At 40.2% G+C, this 16,787-nt stretch carries 17 protein-coding genes; all 17 read left to right on the top strand.

The features are described from left to right. Positions 1-198 precede the first annotated feature (198 nt). The 17 genes from BBI08_RS14570 (at position 199) to BBI08_RS14490 (ending at position 16,727) form a co-directional block, all read left to right on the top strand. Complete coding sequence (locus tag BBI08_RS14570; protein ID WP_065528266.1) at positions 199-1,779, top strand: class I adenylate-forming enzyme family protein; 1,581 nt, start codon at positions 199-201, stop codon at positions 1,777-1,779. Further along, on the top strand, positions 1,772-2,998 hold the full coding sequence (locus BBI08_RS14565; RefSeq protein ID WP_008498426.1) for an acyl-CoA dehydrogenase family protein: 1,227 nt from the start codon (positions 1,772-1,774) through the stop codon (positions 2,996-2,998). The genes BBI08_RS14570 and BBI08_RS14565 overlap by 8 nt, the downstream gene beginning before the upstream one ends. Positions 2,999-3,013: 15 nt before the next feature. Then, on the top strand, positions 3,014-3,994 hold the full coding sequence (locus BBI08_RS14560; protein ID WP_008498427.1) for an NADPH:quinone oxidoreductase family protein: 981 nt from the start codon (positions 3,014-3,016) through the stop codon (positions 3,992-3,994). 66 nt (positions 3,995-4,060) lie between these two features. Further along, positions 4,061-5,173 (top strand): TRAP transporter substrate-binding protein DctP, encoded by a 1,113-nt coding sequence (gene dctP, locus BBI08_RS14555; protein ID WP_008498428.1) that lies wholly within the window; start codon positions 4,061-4,063, stop codon positions 5,171-5,173. 80 nt (positions 5,174-5,253) lie between these two features. Next, positions 5,254-6,576 carry a TRAP transporter large permease gene (locus BBI08_RS14550; RefSeq protein ID WP_008498429.1) on the top strand — a complete coding sequence of 441 codons (1,323 nt, stop codon included), beginning with the start codon at positions 5,254-5,256 and terminating at the stop codon, positions 6,574-6,576. 23 nt (positions 6,577-6,599) lie between these two features. Beyond that, positions 6,600-7,148 (top strand): TRAP transporter small permease, encoded by a 549-nt coding sequence (locus BBI08_RS14545; RefSeq protein WP_065528265.1) that lies wholly within the window; start codon positions 6,600-6,602, stop codon positions 7,146-7,148. 23 nt (positions 7,149-7,171) lie between these two features. Further along, complete coding sequence (locus tag BBI08_RS14540) at positions 7,172-7,756, top strand: TetR/AcrR family transcriptional regulator (protein WP_065528264.1); 585 nt, start codon at positions 7,172-7,174, stop codon at positions 7,754-7,756. Between the two features lie 94 nt (positions 7,757-7,850). Further along, a complete protein-coding gene (locus BBI08_RS14535) occupies positions 7,851-8,597 on the top strand; it encodes a 2-phosphosulfolactate phosphatase (RefSeq protein WP_040850995.1) in 747 nt (248 codons plus the stop codon). A 12-nt stretch (positions 8,598-8,609) separates the two neighbouring features. Next, a complete protein-coding gene (locus BBI08_RS14530) occupies positions 8,610-9,395 on the top strand; it encodes an enoyl-CoA hydratase/isomerase family protein (RefSeq protein WP_040850996.1) in 786 nt (261 codons plus the stop codon). Between the two features lie 20 nt (positions 9,396-9,415). Continuing rightward, the gene (locus tag BBI08_RS14525) at positions 9,416-10,261 is read left to right on the top strand and encodes a 3-hydroxyacyl-CoA dehydrogenase NAD-binding domain-containing protein (protein ID WP_065528263.1); all 846 of its coding nucleotides are present in this window, start codon (positions 9,416-9,418) and stop codon (positions 10,259-10,261) included. Positions 10,262-10,280: 19 nt separating this feature from the next. Further along, a complete protein-coding gene (locus tag BBI08_RS14520) occupies positions 10,281-11,324 on the top strand; it encodes a phosphotransferase family protein (RefSeq protein ID WP_065528262.1) in 1,044 nt (347 codons plus the stop codon). A gap of 25 nt (positions 11,325-11,349) precedes the next feature. Then, entirely contained in the window at positions 11,350-11,796 is a 447-nt protein-coding gene (locus BBI08_RS14515; RefSeq protein WP_065528261.1) for an FAS1-like dehydratase domain-containing protein, read from the top strand. Continuing rightward, positions 11,793-12,161: a MaoC/PaaZ C-terminal domain-containing protein gene (locus tag BBI08_RS14510; protein ID WP_008498436.1), complete on the top strand. Its 369-nt coding sequence runs from the start codon at positions 11,793-11,795 to the stop codon at positions 12,159-12,161. Before BBI08_RS14515 ends, BBI08_RS14510 begins: the two co-directional genes overlap by 4 nt. 90 nt (positions 12,162-12,251) lie before the next feature. Further along, positions 12,252-13,433: an acetyl-CoA C-acetyltransferase gene (locus tag BBI08_RS14505; protein ID WP_008498437.1), complete on the top strand. Its 1,182-nt coding sequence runs from the start codon at positions 12,252-12,254 to the stop codon at positions 13,431-13,433. Further along, the gene (locus BBI08_RS14500) at positions 13,426-14,328 is read left to right on the top strand and encodes an NAD(P)H-dependent flavin oxidoreductase (RefSeq protein WP_008498438.1); all 903 of its coding nucleotides are present in this window, start codon (positions 13,426-13,428) and stop codon (positions 14,326-14,328) included. The genes BBI08_RS14505 and BBI08_RS14500 overlap by 8 nt, the downstream gene beginning before the upstream one ends. Next, on the top strand, positions 14,312-15,121 hold the full coding sequence (locus BBI08_RS14495) for an enoyl-CoA hydratase-related protein (RefSeq protein WP_008498439.1): 810 nt from the start codon (positions 14,312-14,314) through the stop codon (positions 15,119-15,121). Before BBI08_RS14500 ends, BBI08_RS14495 begins: the two co-directional genes overlap by 17 nt. Positions 15,122-15,323: 202 nt before the next feature. Then, positions 15,324-16,727 carry an MBL fold metallo-hydrolase gene (locus BBI08_RS14490; RefSeq protein WP_065528260.1) on the top strand — a complete coding sequence of 468 codons (1,404 nt, stop codon included), beginning with the start codon at positions 15,324-15,326 and terminating at the stop codon, positions 16,725-16,727. The last annotated feature ends 60 nt before the right edge of the window (positions 16,728-16,787 follow it).

The following is a 16,787-nucleotide window of genomic DNA, read 5'->3' as shown; positions in this document are numbered from 1 at the left end:
ATAGGTAAAGATGCTCTGATTAATTCAGAGCATCTTTTTTATTTGTTTTAAAAACATTCCGTTAATTTTAAAATTGACTTGTAATTCAAAAAAAGAACAATTATACTTAATTTGAAGCAATAGTATGAAAATTATGACTATTTTATTTTTTGTATTTAAATGTAAGGGTTTTCATTATGGGTTATGAGGAGGCGTTTTATGGAAATTCAAGAAATAAGCTTGTTTGGTCGCCAAGGAGTCAAGGTTTTTAAAGAACGTCCACAAACTATAGGAGATGCAGTCAGTGAAAGCTGTAAAATCTATGGAGAAAAACTGGCAGTTGTGACGGAAGAAGAATCTTTGAGTTATCGGCAACTAGAAGAGCTAGCCACGATTATTGCTGCCAACCTTCAAATGCGTGGAATTAAAAAAGGGGATCGTGTAGCGGCCGTAGTTGGCAATAGTTGTGAATTTCCTTTACTAGTTATAGCATGTGCAAAAATCGGTGCGGTTATGGTTCCCATTAACGTCAAATTAGCTGTGGAGGAACTTCAATATATTATTGGGAATTCCAAACCAAGTATTCTTATCAGCGAGCAAGAATTTGAAGATAAAGTGAAAAAAGCTAGCGAAGGTGTTTCAGGAGTTGCGCCCGAAAATCTATTTATTATTGGTGGTGAAAATACATATGAAGAGCTCCTGAATAAGGAAAGTCATTATGAGCAAATCACAGTCAACGAAGAAGATAATCTTTTTATCATTTACACTTCTGGTACTACTGGACAACCTAAGGGCGCAGTGTTGAGCCATATCAATGTTATTCATAGTTTAATGAATTTTAAACTGGGATTTGAAACAGATGATACATTTAACACACTTATTGCGGTACCGATGTTCCATGTTACCGGGCTAATTGGTCAACTATTACATATGTTTTATGTTGGCGGAACTGCCTATAGCATACGGCGTTATCAGAATGAAGAATATATCAAACGGATAATCGATAACAAGATTAATTTCCTGTTTAATGTACCGACCATTTTTATCATGATGTCCACCAGTGAAGAATTTCAGAAGCACTCGTTTGACTTTGTGAAAAAAGTGGCTTTTGGGGGTTCACCTATTTATCAGCAAACCTTTACGATGCTAAGAAAAGCATTCCCAAACGCACAATTGCATAATGCCTATGGCGCGACAGAAACAAGTTCTCCAGCCACGTTAATGCCAGTTGCATATCCTGATTCCAAGGTAACTTCAGTAGGACTCCCTGTAAAAGTGGGCGAAATTAAAATCGTTAACGCAGAAGGAAAGGAATGCCGAACTGGGGAAGCTGGGGAGCTTTATATTAAAGGACCAATGATTGTCAAAGAGTATTGGGAAAACCCAGTAGCCAATCATTCTGATTTTACAGAAGGGTACTGGCATTCAGGGGATCTTGGTACAAAGGATGAGGATGGATTTATCTATATACGAGACCGTAAGAAGGATATGATCAATCGCGCTGGTGAAAAGATTTTCTCGATTGAGGTAGAAGATGTATTAAAGGCACATCCTGATGTAGTAGAAGCTGCAGTAATTGGTGAACCAGATCCGATTTTCGGAGAAAAAATAAAAGCGTTTGTAGTGGGTCCAGAATTGGATGGACGCGATTTTACCGCTCTAAAAGAGCATTGTAAAAAGTCGCTTGCAAAATTTAAAATACCTGAAGAGTTTGAGTTAATCGATAGCCTACCAAGAAATGCATCCGGTAAAATTTTAAAAAATACGTTGAAAAACATTGGAGGAAAAACAAATGCTTAAAGAATTATCACCGAAGGCAGAAGAATTAAAAGGGAAACTAATAAAATTTATGGACGAATATGTGTATCCAAATGAAGCGACTGTCGAAAAATACTTAGAGGAAGCTGACGACCGTTGGACGATTCCGCCGATCATCGAAGAACTAAAGGACAAAGCAAAAGAACAAGGTTTATGGAATTTGTTTATAGACCATCCGGAATACGGAGTAGGCTTGTCGAATTACGACTACTCACATCTATGCGAAATCATGGGTCGTTCATTGATAGCACCAGAGTTGTTTAACTGCAACGCACCAGATACCGGAAACATGGAAGTATTCGTTAAGTACGGAACAGAAGAACAGAAAAAACAATGGCTCGAGCCATTATTACGTGGAGAAATTCGCTCTTGTTTTTCGATGACGGAACCTGCTGTTGCTTCTTCCGATGCTACTAATATCCAAAGTAGTATCGTTCGTGATGGAGATGAATACGTTATTAATGCAAAGAAATGGTGGACTACAGGGGCGATGGATCCGCGCTGTAAAATTGCAATTGTCATGGGGAAAACAGATCCGAATGCAGAGAAACATCAACAGCAATCGATGATTCTCGTGCCTTTTGATGCACCGGGAGTAGAAATCATCCGACCGCTTACAGTCTTTGGTTATGATGATGCCCCACAAGGACATGCAGAAGTTCATTACACGAATGTTCGAGTACCAGTATCCAATATGTTGCTAGGCGAAGGAAGAGGATTTGAAATCGCACAAGGTCGTTTAGGACCTGGTCGCATCCACCATTGTATGCGTGCAATTGGAGCTGCCGAAAGAGCGCTCGATTTATTATGTAAGCGAGCGGACAGTAGAGAAGCATTCGGTTCTACTTTGGCTGAAAAAGACGTTATTAAAGAAATTATTGCTGAAAGTCGAATTGAAATTGAGCAGGCCCGTCTTTTAACTTTACATGCAGCACATAAGATTGATACGGAAGGCGCAAAAGCTGCGCGTAAAGAAATCGCCATGATTAAAGTAGCGGTACCGCGCGTTTCACTAAATGTTATCGATCGCGCTATCCAAGTATTTGGTGGAGCTGGATTAACAGAAGATTTCCCATTAGCAGCACATTATGCGAACGCCCGCACGCTTCGTTTAGTTGATGGACCGGACCAAGTCCATTTGCGTGATGTAGGTCGTCTTGAACTACGTGAACAATTAAAAGAAATTTCACATGTGAAATAAGAAAGGAGTGGCTTGATGAAAGCTTGGACCGTACTCCGTATTGGAGACCCGCAGGAAGCTCTAGAACTTACGGAAATTGAAAATCCAGAACCAAAAGCAGGAGAAGTGCTCGTGAAAGTAGAAGCAGCTGCCTTGAATTTTTTCGATATCCTTCAATGCCAAGGGAAATACCAGGAAAAGCATGACCTACCCTTTACGCCAGGAGCTGAAATTTCAGGTGTTGTAGAAAAAGTCGGAGAAGGAGTAAATATTCAGCCAGGCCAGCGCGTCTTAGCAACACCGCAATTACCGACGGGTGGCCTTGCAGAATGGGCAGTGACGAAGGAAGAAGGGGTCTTCCCTATTCCCGCTTCACTTTCCTATAGCGAAGCAGCTGCATTGTTTATCACTTACCAGACTGCATATTTTGCTTTGCACCGGACAGCGCGTCTTCAAAAAGGGGAAGTTTTATTGGTGCATGCAGGTTCAGGAGGAGTTGGCTCTGCAGCAATTCAGCTTGGGAAAGCAGCGGGAGCCACGGTCATTGCCACAGCTGGTAGTGATGAAAAAGCCACAATTTGTAAGAAGCTCGGTGCTGATCAAGTTATAAACTATCGAACAGAAGATTTTGTTGCCATTGTTAAGGAAGCCACAGGAGGAAAAGGTGCAAATGTCATTTTTGATCCAGTTGGTGGTGACACTTTTGACCGTTCGCGAAAATGCATCGCTTTTGAAGGGCGATTGTTGGTCATTGGATTTGCAGGAGGGAGGATTGCGGATGCCCCAACCAATCACGCCTTGATAAAAAACTATTCTGTGGTTGGTGTCCATTTCGGTTTATTCCGCAATTTGTATCCAGAAGAAGTGATGAAAGCTCATTATGAATTGATGGCTTTATATGAAAAAGGCGCTATTCGTCCGATGATATATGAAGAATATTCATTTAACGAAGTTCCAAACGCATTGGATTTATTGGGGGATCGCAAAACTTACGGAAAGCTAGTCGTTAAACCTTAAAAGAAAAAGTTTTTTGTAAGCGGATACAAAAGAGAGTACAACAATAAATGGATGGAGGGAAAAATTATGAAATCATTCAAATCTCGTTTTTCAATTGCAGGTCTAGGTGTAGTCTTTCTACTGTCAGGTTGTGGTGATACTGAAGGAACAACTGCTTCTTCGGAAGATGAAACAATTACTTTGCGAGCAGCTACTGGACTAAGTGCACAGCACGCCTGGTGGGAAGCTTCAATGGTACCTTGGATGGAAAGAGTCGAAGAACTAACGGAAGGACAGGTACAGTTTGAATCTTTTACTAGTGGAGAGCTAGTATCTGTACCTGATGAGGCGGAAGCACTCGAAACCGGTACGGTTGATGTAGCACTTGTCTTACCGATTTATCAGCCGGACCAATTCCCGATGGCTGAAGTGACGATGCTACCACTAAACCATTCTGATACATTGATTGCTTCAAAAGCTTGGAAAAAACTTCTTGAAAGTGAAGAAGAACTAGCAGATGGCAAAACATATTCAGAAATGCAATTTGGGGATTTCAAAGTGTTTCCGATTTCGACTACCCAAGAATACTCCATTTCAACAACTGGTCATGAATTTAATACAGTGAGTGATGTAGAAGGAACTTCGCTGCGTACTCCTTCAAGAATTCATGAGATGTATGCCGCTAAAACAGGAATCAACAGTGTCACTATGCCAGCTGTAGAAATTTTTGACTCGTTAAGCCGAGGAACATTTGAAGGGGCATTTTATAGTATCGCCGACTGGACAGGCTATGGTTTTCAAGATTTGTTCCGTTATACCTTAACTGGTATCAACTTTGGACACTTTAATTCCTTTATCGGAATGAGCCAAGAGAGATGGGAAGAAATGCCTGAGAATGTTCAAGAAGCGATGATTCAGGCAAATGAAGAAATTTTTGAACCAGGTGCTCAGGAATGGATAAATCGAGCAGAGAAAATTATTCCTGAAAATGAAGCCAATGGTGGTAAGTTTGTTGATTTTGCTGATTTAGATCCAGCAGTTCAAGATCATTTTAACAATGGTATTGAAGAAACTTGGACAGATTACGCCGCATTGCTGGAGGAAAATGGCTTGCCAGGAAATGACCTTATTAAAATGTGGAGAGATCTTCTAATTGAAGAAGGTGGTGAAGTACCAGAGTCCATTATGAATCTGGAATAACCATTTCAGCAAAAGGGGAGGCTTTTCATATGGAGAGTGCTACCCTTTTGTTTTCATAATTTGATGTAAGGAGGTTGGAAATGGATAACTTAGTGGTCATAGGAATTATTCTAGCAATGATGATTGTCTTGTTGACAACAGGATTGTATATACATTCGGTACTCCTCGCTAGCGGAATAATCGGTTTGATCTTACTGGAGGGCTTTGGTATTTTACCAGGTTTACTGGGAAATGAGCCTTTTAACAGAGTGGCCAGTTATACTTTGACGACCATTCCTCTTTTCGTACTGATGGCTCAGTTTATTCTTCATTCAGGTCTAGTACAAGATATTTTTTATATGGTCCATAAAGTCTCCAAAGGGAAGAATAGTTTGCTAGGCATTTTGACTTTAATCATTGGAGGAATGTTAGGGGCAGTATCAGGTTCTGGAACCGCTACTTCAGCTTCATTAGGTCAAGTGGCGATTCCTGAATTACGAAAACATGGCTATAGCGCGCCACTTGCTGGCGCAATTGCGGCATCGGGAGGCTCATTATCTGGAATCATACCGCCAAGTATTATTTTAATCCTTTATGGAGTAGCAACAGAGACACCAGTAGGGAGTTTGTTTGTCGGTGCTTTCATCCCAGGAATACTAACGATGATTGTTTTTATTTTAGTAATGCTAGTGTATTTTCAAATGGATAGAAAAAAACAGCAACAAGTCGAGGAACCTGTTATCCATGAGGTACATACGCCAGAAAAATTAGCTATTAGCCGTTTAGTCATTGTCAGCATCATTGCTATTCTCATTGTTTTAATTATTTTTGGAGGCATTTATTCAGGTATCTTTACACCGACAGAAGCAGGAGCGGTCGGAGCTTTCGTAGGTTTTCTTTCTGCATTAGTTCTTGGGAAGGTCAATTTTCAGTTTTTCAAGAGCTCTGTCGTTGAAACTATCAAACTGACAGGAATGGTCATGATTATCATGATCGGGGCACAAATTTTTGGACGCTTTGTTTCCTTATCTCTACTGCCACGACAGTTGATAAAGTTGATTGAACCAATCATGGATACCCCGGTATTAGTGTTGATTGCCATTTCCATTGTGTTGTTTTTCATGTTCATGTTTATAGAAGGTGCTGCTGTAATCTTAATGTCAATTCCAGTTATTCTTCCTATCATCCAGGAACTTCAAGTCGATATTCTCTGGTTTGGTGTGTTTGTTGCTGTTATTTGTACAATTGGGCTAATTACGCCGCCTGTCGGATTGAGTGTTTACGCAGTTGCAGGGGTGAGTGGAATTAGTTCAGGGTCGATATTCCGAATTTCGATGGTTTTTGCCGTTGTCGCGATGGTAGTCGTATGTGGATTAATGATTGCGTTTCCAGGACTAGCCACGTGGTTACCAAATTCCATGTGAGTGATTGAAGGGAGTGGACTTGAGTGAATGGTGTATGGAAAGCCTATAACATTTTTCATTATATAAAACTGGCGGGAATCTGGATTAGTGGTATCAGTGTGCTCCTCATGATGCTAATGATTGTGTACGATGTGACCATGCGAACACTTTTTTCTAGCTCTATCCGTGGAGGATTTGAGATTATTCAAAATTACATGATGCCGTTAGTAGTGTTTCCAGGTCTTGCATATGTTTATGCGTCAGGTGTGTTACCGAAAATGGACTTGATTTTAGAGAGATTAAACAAAAAAGCAAAAAAAATAATGATTTTCTTTATGTTATTGCTTGAATTGTTTGTCCTCGTGTTAATTGTACAATTCAGCTGGGAATATGCTATGAGTGGTCTTGATCGAAAAACCGCGTTTCCAGCTGCCGGAACATTATATCCGTTATATCCGTTGTTTTTCCTAATTCCTATCGCATTTGCCATGATTGTTATTGAAAATGTTTTTATTTTTATTAAAAATATTTTAGATAAAAATCCGTCAATGGTAATGAGAGAAGCAGAAAATAAACCAGAAGAATTGCTTTGAAAATGAATGGATGAGGTGACAGTATGAGTCTCCGAGAACGAAAAGCAGCCAAGAAAAAAGAAGATATTCTTCGTTCGGCAAGTTTAGTTATTTCGCGAAATGGCTATCAAAATGCCACTATGGAAGACATTGCTGCAGAATTGCTGATGACTAAAGGATCTCTTTATTATTATTTCAAAAACAAAGAAGAGCTACTGTATAACTGTCATAATTTGATTTTATCCTCAGCTATGGAAAAGTTAGAAGCTATCTGTTCTGAAAAGATATCTTCAATGGACAAAATGAAAAAAGTGATAAAAGCACATTTAGACATTGCTATACGTGAAAAAGAGGTATTTAATCTAATCGTTAAGCCAGAACAACTTTTCTCAGAAGAGAACATCGAAGAAATTATAGAAAAGCGGGATAACTACGCTAAAATTTTTGACCGAGTTATAGCGGAAGGTGTAAAAAATGAAGAATTTACTATTTCTAATCCAAAGATGGCTCGCATGATTATATTAGGCGCATCCAATTGGGTGCAAGTCTGGTATTCAGCAGAGGGTCAGTATAGTAAAGAAGAAATAGAAGATATCTATGCGGAATATTTTTTAAGAATGCTTGTTTAAGAAGAGAAAGAGAAAGTTCACTTAATAAGAATTTTTTGTACTTGCTAAGTACTTGAAATACAGTCAGTCGAAAAAATTAAAGGAATTGATTGCGATGAGGAAGGTCCATGTCATTACCCAAAAAGAAGCCGTTGCAGAAGAGAAGTTGACAGCTTGTACAGCAATCGTCATCGACGTTTTCCTTGCAACATCAACGATTGCTTTTTTACTTGAAAATAACTTCGAGCCCATTTATGCGGTTAAAAACAGTGAATATGCAATCGAGTTATCAAAGAGTCAATCTGAGTCTCATATTTTGTTAGGTGAGAAAAAAGGAGAATCTCTTCCCGGGTTTGGTTATCCTGATCCTGGATTAATTAGACAAAGCGATGAAAAACAAGGGGCTATCATTTGTTCGACAAATGGGACGATCGCTATCGAAAAAGCGAGTAAAGCAAAGACATTGTTTATTTCATCTTTAGTCAATGGTCATTTGATTGCAGAGCAAATTCATCTGCAACAAGATAATTCCTCTATTGTTTTAATTTGTTCCGGGAATGACGATCGTTTTTCAATGGAAGACTTTATCGGTGCAGGGCAAATAGTTGAACATTTGATGAGCAAGGGAGATTATGATTTATCCGATTCTTCGAAGCTCGCTAGAGAGGCTTATAAACATGCTGAGAAAAGGTCTTTTGTGGATTTGTATGAATGTGAAACGGCTCATTTACTGAAGAAATTTAACTTTCCTGATGCTGTCGAATTTGTTCTTCGCCATCATGAGCAAGTGGATGTTGTTCCGATTTTTATAGAAGGAAAAATTATCAATGACTATCAAGTAACAGTTACTAAGAAAATGTAAGGGGGAAAGCCATTGCAGAAAGAAAATTGGACCGTAATTGAGTTGGAAAGGCAGGGTAACGTGGCGGTAGTAACCTTGAATAATCCACCTTTAAACGTTTTAACAGATGAGCTGTTGAATCAATTAGCTGAAGCTATCAGTGATTTTAATCAACAACCAGATATTCGGGTTGCTGTAATACGAGCAGTCGGAGAAAAGGCCTTTGCTGCAGGTGCGGATATCCGTCAATTTCCAAAATTAACGCAAGAAAGCGGTATAGCACTTGTAGAGAAAGGCAAAAAGATTTTTGATAAGCTAGAGAATGGAAAACCAGTTATTTGTGCGGTTCATGGACTGGCCCTTGGTGCAGGTTTAGAATTGGTGCTTGCTTGTGATATTCGTATTGTCGAAGAAACTGCGAAATTAGGGCTCCCTGAAACTGGATTAGGTATATTACCTGGTTATGGTGGCACACAAAGATTGGCACGATTGGTTGGTCCTGGAAAATCGAAAGAGCTGATATTATCTGGGGAATCGTTGTCAGGGAAACAGGCTTACGAAGCACGCCTAGCAGAAAAACTAGTTCCAACCGGACAAGCTTTTGACAGTGCAATGAAGCTGGCGAGGTCGATAGCTTCAAAAGCACCACTGGCTGTTGCAAATGCTAAAAGAGCTATTGATGAAGGTTTAGAACTAAGTTTAGTTGCGGGGCAAGAGTTGGAGACGCAATTGTTCTCAGAGTTAATCAGAACGCAGGACATGCAGGAAGGTGTAAAAGCATTTACAGAGAAAAGAACAGCTGATTTTCAAGGGAAATAAAGCCTAAAGGAGATGGGTTGATGAAAAGTATAGCAATTGTCGGAGCGGGAATTATGGGGAATGGTATTGCTCAAGTAGCTGCTGAAAGTGATTTTGATGTATTTTTGTACGATGTCGACGCGGTTGGACTAGAACGTGGGGTATCAAGAATTGAAAAGACCTTAGCCAGAAATGTCGAGAAAACGAAAATCAACCAAAGTCAAAGTGATGAAATCAGAAGGCGAATTATCCCAACAAGAAATATCAATGACTTAAAGGATGTCGATTTGGTGATTGAAGCAATCATTGAACAAATTGAACCTAAAAAAAGTCTATTAGCCGAACTCGACAATATTTGTAAACCTTCTACTATCTTTGCTTCTAATACATCGGGATTGAGTATTACCGAAATGGCTAGCTCTGTAAAGCGAAGCGGTAAAGTGATTGGCATGCATTTCTTTAATCCAGTTCCTGTCATGCAGTTGGTTGAAATTATCAGGGGTGAACAAACAACTGACGAAACATTTGAGCTTGCACATCAAGTTGCTGAACGTTTCAATAAGGTAGCTATTTCAGTTAAAGAGGCTCCGCTATTTGCAGTCAATCGAATTTTGACTCCGATGATTAATGAAGCAATTTTTGTTTTGTCTGAAGGCATTGCATCGGCAGAAGATATTGATAGAGGCATGATGTTAGGCGCAAGTCATCCAATTGGACCTCTTGCATTAACTGACTTGATAGGCTTGGATACAATGCTTTTTGTAGCGGAAACATTATACAACGAAACCAATGATTCTAAGTATCGCCCTGCGCCTTTATTAAAAAAATACGTGCGGGCTGGCCGTCTTGGAAGGAAATCTGGACAAGGTTTTTTTACATATGACTGACAATCAAGGAGTAGATAAGATGAGCGCAATAGACAAGACATTCCAACAAATCAACTGGGACAAAGTCGAAGGATATTTACGTAAGTCGATTCCAGGTCTTCCTGAAGAAAAAATGATTGTTCAACAATTTTCAGAAGGCTATTCGAACCTTACGTATTTGGTGCAAATGGGGAACTGGGAAGGTGTCCTGAGACGGCCTCCTTTTGGTGAGGTGCCACCGAGAGCACATGATATGGAAAGAGAATACCGTATGTTGGAAAAAGTGAATCCTGTTTTCCCACTAGCTCCGAAGCCATATATTTATTGTGAAGATCCCGAGCTAATGGACAAGCATTTTTATATTATGGAGAAAAAACAAGGTGTGGTAATCGATGATAAACTTCCTAAATCTTATGGTAGCTCTGAGCAAGTCGGAGAAGCAATATCAAAAAATGTTATCAGCACTTTAGTTCAACTACAGTCCATTGATTATCAGAAGGCTGGTATGGCTAACATGGGGAAGGCTGAAGGATTCATGGAGCGTCAAGTAAAAGGCTGGATAAAACGGTATAGTCAATCAAAAACTGAGGAGATTGCTAATCTAGATGAACTCGAACAGTGGTTGGAGGCTCATATTCCAGTTAATCCGGAAACGACAATTGTTCACAATGATTTTAAGCTGAACAATATGGTGCTTGACCAAAATGACCCAAGCAAAGCTGTAGGCATTTTGGATTGGGAGCTGTCAACTATTGGAGATCCATTGAGCGACTTAGGCTCGACAGTTGCCTACTGGGCTGGACCAGGCGATCCCGCCATGGGTATTAATGTCGTTACGAATCAGCCAGGCTTTTTCAATAGAAAAGAATTTATTGAAGAGTACGCAAAACAAAGTGGTCGTGATGTGTCTGGTGTTGCATACTACGTGGCCTTCGGTTTCTATAAGCTCGCTGTCATTTTACAGCAAATTCATTATCGGTGGAAAATTGGAGAAATCGATGACGATCGATTTAGTGATTTAAATAAAGCTGTTTCAAATTTAATCGATATGGCGAATCAGACTAGAAGTGGTCGATTGATTTGATAGGAACTCCTGAGAAGAAGGTGGAATGATGAGTGAACAACCAATCATTTTCAATTATGCACCGTTTTTAATCGAGTCAGGAAAAATAAAGGAATTTGCAAAAGCCTTACAACTAAACAATCCAGTCTACCTTGACGAAGAGGTAGCTAAGTCAGCTGGCTATCGCGGGATTCCTACACCTCCGACTTTTACCACTGTCATTGATTTTTGGAATGATCGGAGCTTTTATCAACTAGTTTCAGATTTTCTGAAACTGACTCCGAATAATGTTCTTCATGGCGAGCAAGCGTATGAATATTATAAAGCAATGGTGGTCGGAGATACCATTTCGGCGCAAGTGAGACTTAAAGATCAATTTTGCAAAAAAGGGAAAAACTTTTTTCTCTTGGAAACGGTTTATAAAAACCAATGGAATGAGACCGTAGCAATCGGCCGGGCTACAATCATTGAAATGCTGGAGGTGAACTCATGATTGAACTCCCGACAATCATCAAAAGCCCCATTGCACCAATTGATCTTGTGAAATATTCAGGGGCTTCGGGCGATTTCAACGAAATCCACACTGTTCCGGCAGTTGCACAAGGCCAGAGACTTACCGGAATAATCGTGCATGGCATGTTTGTTATGGGATGGGCAGCTGCAGCTATAGAAGAATGGTTTCCAAAACGACAACTTAAGTCATTTAGCGTTCGTTTTCAAGCCGTCACTCACCCGGAGACAGTGTTGGTTATAACCGGAAACTTACTTGCTGGAAACGAGGGAGAAATTTTGGTTGAAGATCGTGAAGGACATCCGAAACTAGTAGGAACCTTTGTTTTGCAAAATAAAATTCTGTAATTGGCACTGAAGAAATAGTGAAATTAAAAGTCATTTCATCGCCTACATACATCAATTATTTATAAGGTGACAAAGAAAGGAAGTTGGAATATGAACAATGTCTACTTAATAGATGGAGCAAGAACCGCTTTTGGCGGATTTGGAGGAGCATTCGTCAATACGGATGCGACTGAACTTGGAGCGGCAACGGCAGTTGAGGCGTTAAAGCGGTCAAATGTCAAAGCAGAAGATATCAATCATATTTTTTATGGGAATGTTATTCAATCTAGCTTGAATGGCGCTTACGTTGCCCGGCATATTGGGTTAAAAGCAGGTGTGCCAAAAGAAGTTCCAGCGCTCACGTTAAATCGCTTATGTGGATCGGGTGCTCAAGCGGTCGTGACAGCTGCGCAACACATATTATTAGGAGAAGCGGATTTGGTGTTGGCAGGAGGGGCAGAGAACATGTCGATGTCTCCATATGCTAGTTTTGATCAACGCTTTAGTAAATCGAAAATGGGCAATTTACAATTTGAAGATATGTTAACTGCCACATTGACGGATCAATATACAGGAAGCGGTATGGGGATGACAGCCGAAAAACTAGCAGAGCAATACAATATCTCGCGTGAAGAACAAGATGCTTTCTCTGTACAATCAAATCAGCGAGCAGCACAAGCAGTCGAATCTGGTAGATTTGCAGAAGAGATCGTAGCTGTCGATGTGAAAACGCGTAAAGGTGTTTTAATAGTAGATAAAGATGAACATATTAAACCAGACGCAAATGAAGAAGCTTTGGCAAAACTCCGTCCTTCATTCAAAAAAGAAGGTACGGTGACGGCTGGAAACGCTTCAGGTATCAATGACGGTGCAGCTTCACTCGTCGTAGCGAGCGAAGCTGCTGTGAACAAGCATAGATTAAAGCCGATGGCGCGTATTGTCTCTTGGGGAGTAGTAGGAGTAGATCCGACTATTATGGGCATTGGACCAGTGCCAGCTATTAAACAAGCGTTAGAACGTGCTGAGTTGACTGTTGACGATATTGATTTATTTGAAGTGAACGAAGCATTTGCGGCACAATATTTGGCAGTGGAAAAAGAACTTGGGTTAGACCGAGAAAAAGTCAATGTCAACGGCGGTGCAATTGCATTAGGACATCCAGTTGGAGCAAGTGGTGCACGTATATTATTGTCACTTGCGTATGAGTTAAAGCATCGTGGCGGAAAATATGGAGTAGCGAGTTTATGTATTGGGGGAGGTCAAGGAATTGCGGTGGTGATTGAAAGTGCTTAAGCTGCCGGTTATTGTGGCACCAATGTTTTTAGTATCGACTCCTAACATGGTGATCGAAGCTTCAAATGCAGGTGTAATTGGAAGCTTTCCTTTACTTAACGCACGGCCGGTAGAAACTTGCGCTTCTTGGTTAAAAGACATAAAAGAAGCGCTTGGCGAAAAGCCTTGGGCAGTAAACTTTATTTCTCACCGCGGTTCGAATAAGCGCTATGAAGAGGATTTTGAATTGATCCGTCAATACGAGCCGCCAATTGTTATTACGTCCCTTGGTTCCCCGGAAGATATGATTGAAGTTGTTCATGCTTATGGAGGATTAGTTTATTCGGATGTGGCTAATGTAAAACATGCAAAAAAAGCAGCATCCGCTGGAGTAGATGGACTAATTCTTGTTTGCGCTGGAGCAGGTGGCCACGGAGGTACGATTAACCCATTTGCTTTTATTGCGGCAGTTAAAGAGTTTTACAGTGGCACCATTATTTTAGCCGGGTCATTGTCAACTGGAGCAGACGTCGCTGCAGCTAAGTTAATGGGGGCAGATTATGCCTATATGGGCACGCGTTTTTTAGCGACGGAAGAAAGTAATACACCGGAAGAATACAAACAAATGGTCATCGATTCTTCAGTTGAAGACATTCTTTACACCAATTCGTTTAGTGGAGTGCCGGCAAACATATTAATCCCCAGTTTAGTGAAACAAGGGATCAATCCGAAAACGTTAAAACCGAAAGAACAAGTTGATTTATCTCATTTGGTTAATGCAAAAGCTTGGCGAGACATTTGGTCTGCAGGTCAAGGTGTGACAACCATTACAAAACGGCAGACTACTAAAGAAATAGTCGACCAACTGCTAGCTGAATATGAGGAAGGAGTGGCTATGCTTGTACGAAACGATTAAAACAGAACTTCAAGATGGGATCATGACTTTGACGTTAAATCGTCCAGACCATATGAACGCCTATACGGAAAAAATGAGCGAAGAGCTTTTGCACTTTTATAAAAACGTCAATGAAGATGATGACGTGCGTGTTATTATCGTAACCGGTAGTGGACGAGCTTTTTGCGCTGGAATGGACTTGTCTGAAGGAGGTTCTACTTTTTCATCAGAGCAATCTTCAGAAGACTACCGAGACCTTGGCGGTCAAGTCAGCCTTCAAGTATATGAAGTCAATAAGCCAATCATTGCAGCGATTAACGGACCGGCTGTTGGAATCGGCATGACAATGACATTGCCGATGGATATTCGGATTGTTAAAAAAGATACGAAAATCGGTTTTGTGTTTGGTCGCCGGGGCATCGGACCAGAAGCAGCATCGGGGTGGTTTTTACCGAAAATTGTAGGTATCGGAAAAGCCCTTGAATGGACCTTGACTGGCCGCTACATACCAACTACTGAAGCTGTGGAAGCTGGATTGATGCAATACGAATCGGAAGATCCACTCGCAAAAGCCTATGAAATTGCTCAGAACATTGTAGAGAACACTGCAGCAACTTCAAATAGTTTCACGCGCCAATTACTATGGAAGATGATGGAGCAAGACCATCCATCAGCGTCTCATTTAGTGGAATCTAAATTTCTCCACTGGGCTGGACAAAATACAGATGCTAATGAAGGTATTCAGTCATTTGTTGATAAAAGACAAGCTAAGTTTCCGATGAAAGCTAGTGAATTACCCAATTTTTTAAAATGAAGTGAAGAAGTTAAAACAATTGATCAGAGAGACTAAACGTTACGCCAAAACGTTTAGTCGCTCTCTTTTTTGTCTAAACAAGAAGAAGCTCGTTTATGATTTCAAATAAGTTATTAAAGTTTTATCATAAGCAGAACATTTTACATTATATACCCCTGGTGGTATATTGAGGGTAATTAAATTATTGAAGGGAATTGATGATATGTTATTAAGATATTTCTATGATGAAAATTTAGCGCACGCTTCATATGTAGTAGGTTGCCAAGCAACGGGAGAAGCAATAGTTGTAGACCCGATGCGTGATATCACTGCTTACGAAGAACTTGCAGCAAAAGAAAACTTGAATATTGTCGGAGCTCTTGAAACGCATATTCACGCTGACTTTGTTTCAGGTTCACGTGAACTTGAAAATCGTTTTGGCGCAAAATTATATCTATCTGATGAAGGTGATGCAGATTGGAAATATCAAAATATCGATCATTTAAATCACCAATTAGTAAAAGATGGCGATCAGTTTAAAATCGGGAATTTGATTTTCGAAGTGATGCACACACCAGGTCATACACCAGAAAGTATTTCATTCCTATTAACGGACCGCGGTGGTTCGGCAGATAAAGCAATGGGTATTTTTACTGGAGACTTCGTGTTTGTAGGAGACGTTGGTCGACCTGATTTACTTGAAAAAGCTGCAGGTATCAAAGGAACTTCTAAAGTGGGAGCTAAAGATATGTTCGAATCACTTGAGCGCTTTAAAAAACTACCAGATTATCTTCAAGTATGGCCAGCTCATGGTGCAGGAAGTGCATGTGGTAAAGCGCTTGGCGCCGTACCTTCTACTACTGTAGGTTATGAGAAAATGTTTAACTGGGCATTGCAGTACGATGAACTTGAAGCATTCCAAAAAGAATTATTGGATGGACAACCTGAACCACCGTCTTACTTCGCTGTGATGAAATCAGTGAATAAAACAGGTGTAGAGCTAGTGAAGGATTTACCAAAACCACAAGCGATTAAATCTACAGATGAGTTGAAGAAACTAATTGCGGATGGAGAGCAAGTTATTGATACACGTGCGTCTGCTTCATTCGGTAATGGATATATTCCTGGCACGATTAACATTCCATTTAATAAATCATTTGCCAATTGGGCTGGATGGATTGTAGATTACAAAAAAACGTTATACTTGCTACTGGACCCAGAGTCTTTAGATCAAGTAGTTGAAGTATTGCGCTCTGTCGGTATTGACGGAGAAATTAGCTACGGAGATGTTTCGAAGCTAATTGAAGAAGTAGGAGAACTAGAATCATATAAGAGCATGTCTCCTGAAGAAGCGAAGAAAATGATTAAAGACGGAAGAGCAAATGTGCTTGATGTTCGAAATCAATCTGAGTACGATGAAGGTCATATTGACCAAGCTTATCACATTATGATCGGTACATTAAAAAAACGATTAGATGAAGTTCCAACAGATAAAACACTTATTGTTCAATGTCAGTCTGGAGCGCGTTCAGCTATTGCAACAAGCCTTCTTAAAGCGAACGGTTTTGATGATTTGGTCAACCTTTCAGGCGGCTATGCGAAATGGCAAGAAGTATTATCGGTTTAAAAAAGACTTCTAAATGACTGGTCAATTACGTAATACGATAAGTTTAGCTTATGGTATAAA

Source organism: Planococcus halocryophilus (assembly GCF_001687585.2).
Classification (GTDB): domain Bacteria; phylum Bacillota; class Bacilli; order Bacillales_A; family Planococcaceae; genus Planococcus; species Planococcus halocryophilus.
Note: the sequence above shows the minus strand (reverse complement) of the source record. Positions and strands in the feature narration are given on the sequence as shown.

Coding starts and splice junctions, on each gene's coding strand:
- BBI08_RS14570 (WP_065528266.1), top strand. CDS start 199: ATGGAAATTCAAGAAATAAGCTTGTTTGGTCGCCAAGGAGTCAAGGTT.
- BBI08_RS14565 (WP_008498426.1), top strand. CDS start 1,772: ATGCTTAAAGAATTATCACCGAAGGCAGAAGAATTAAAAGGGAAACTA.
- BBI08_RS14560 (WP_008498427.1), top strand. CDS start 3,014: ATGAAAGCTTGGACCGTACTCCGTATTGGAGACCCGCAGGAAGCTCTA.
- dctP (WP_008498428.1), top strand. CDS start 4,061: ATGAAATCATTCAAATCTCGTTTTTCAATTGCAGGTCTAGGTGTAGTC.
- BBI08_RS14550 (WP_008498429.1), top strand. CDS start 5,254: ATGGATAACTTAGTGGTCATAGGAATTATTCTAGCAATGATGATTGTC.
- BBI08_RS14540 (WP_065528264.1), top strand. CDS start 7,172: ATGAGTCTCCGAGAACGAAAAGCAGCCAAGAAAAAAGAAGATATTCTT.
- BBI08_RS14535 (WP_040850995.1), top strand. CDS start 7,851: ATGAGGAAGGTCCATGTCATTACCCAAAAAGAAGCCGTTGCAGAAGAG.
- BBI08_RS14525 (WP_065528263.1), top strand. CDS start 9,416: ATGAAAAGTATAGCAATTGTCGGAGCGGGAATTATGGGGAATGGTATT.
- BBI08_RS14520 (WP_065528262.1), top strand. CDS start 10,281: ATGAGCGCAATAGACAAGACATTCCAACAAATCAACTGGGACAAAGTC.
- BBI08_RS14515 (WP_065528261.1), top strand. CDS start 11,350: ATGATGAGTGAACAACCAATCATTTTCAATTATGCACCGTTTTTAATC.
- BBI08_RS14510 (WP_008498436.1), top strand. CDS start 11,793: ATGATTGAACTCCCGACAATCATCAAAAGCCCCATTGCACCAATTGAT.
- BBI08_RS14505 (WP_008498437.1), top strand. CDS start 12,252: ATGAACAATGTCTACTTAATAGATGGAGCAAGAACCGCTTTTGGCGGA.
- BBI08_RS14490 (WP_065528260.1), top strand. CDS start 15,324: ATGTTATTAAGATATTTCTATGATGAAAATTTAGCGCACGCTTCATAT.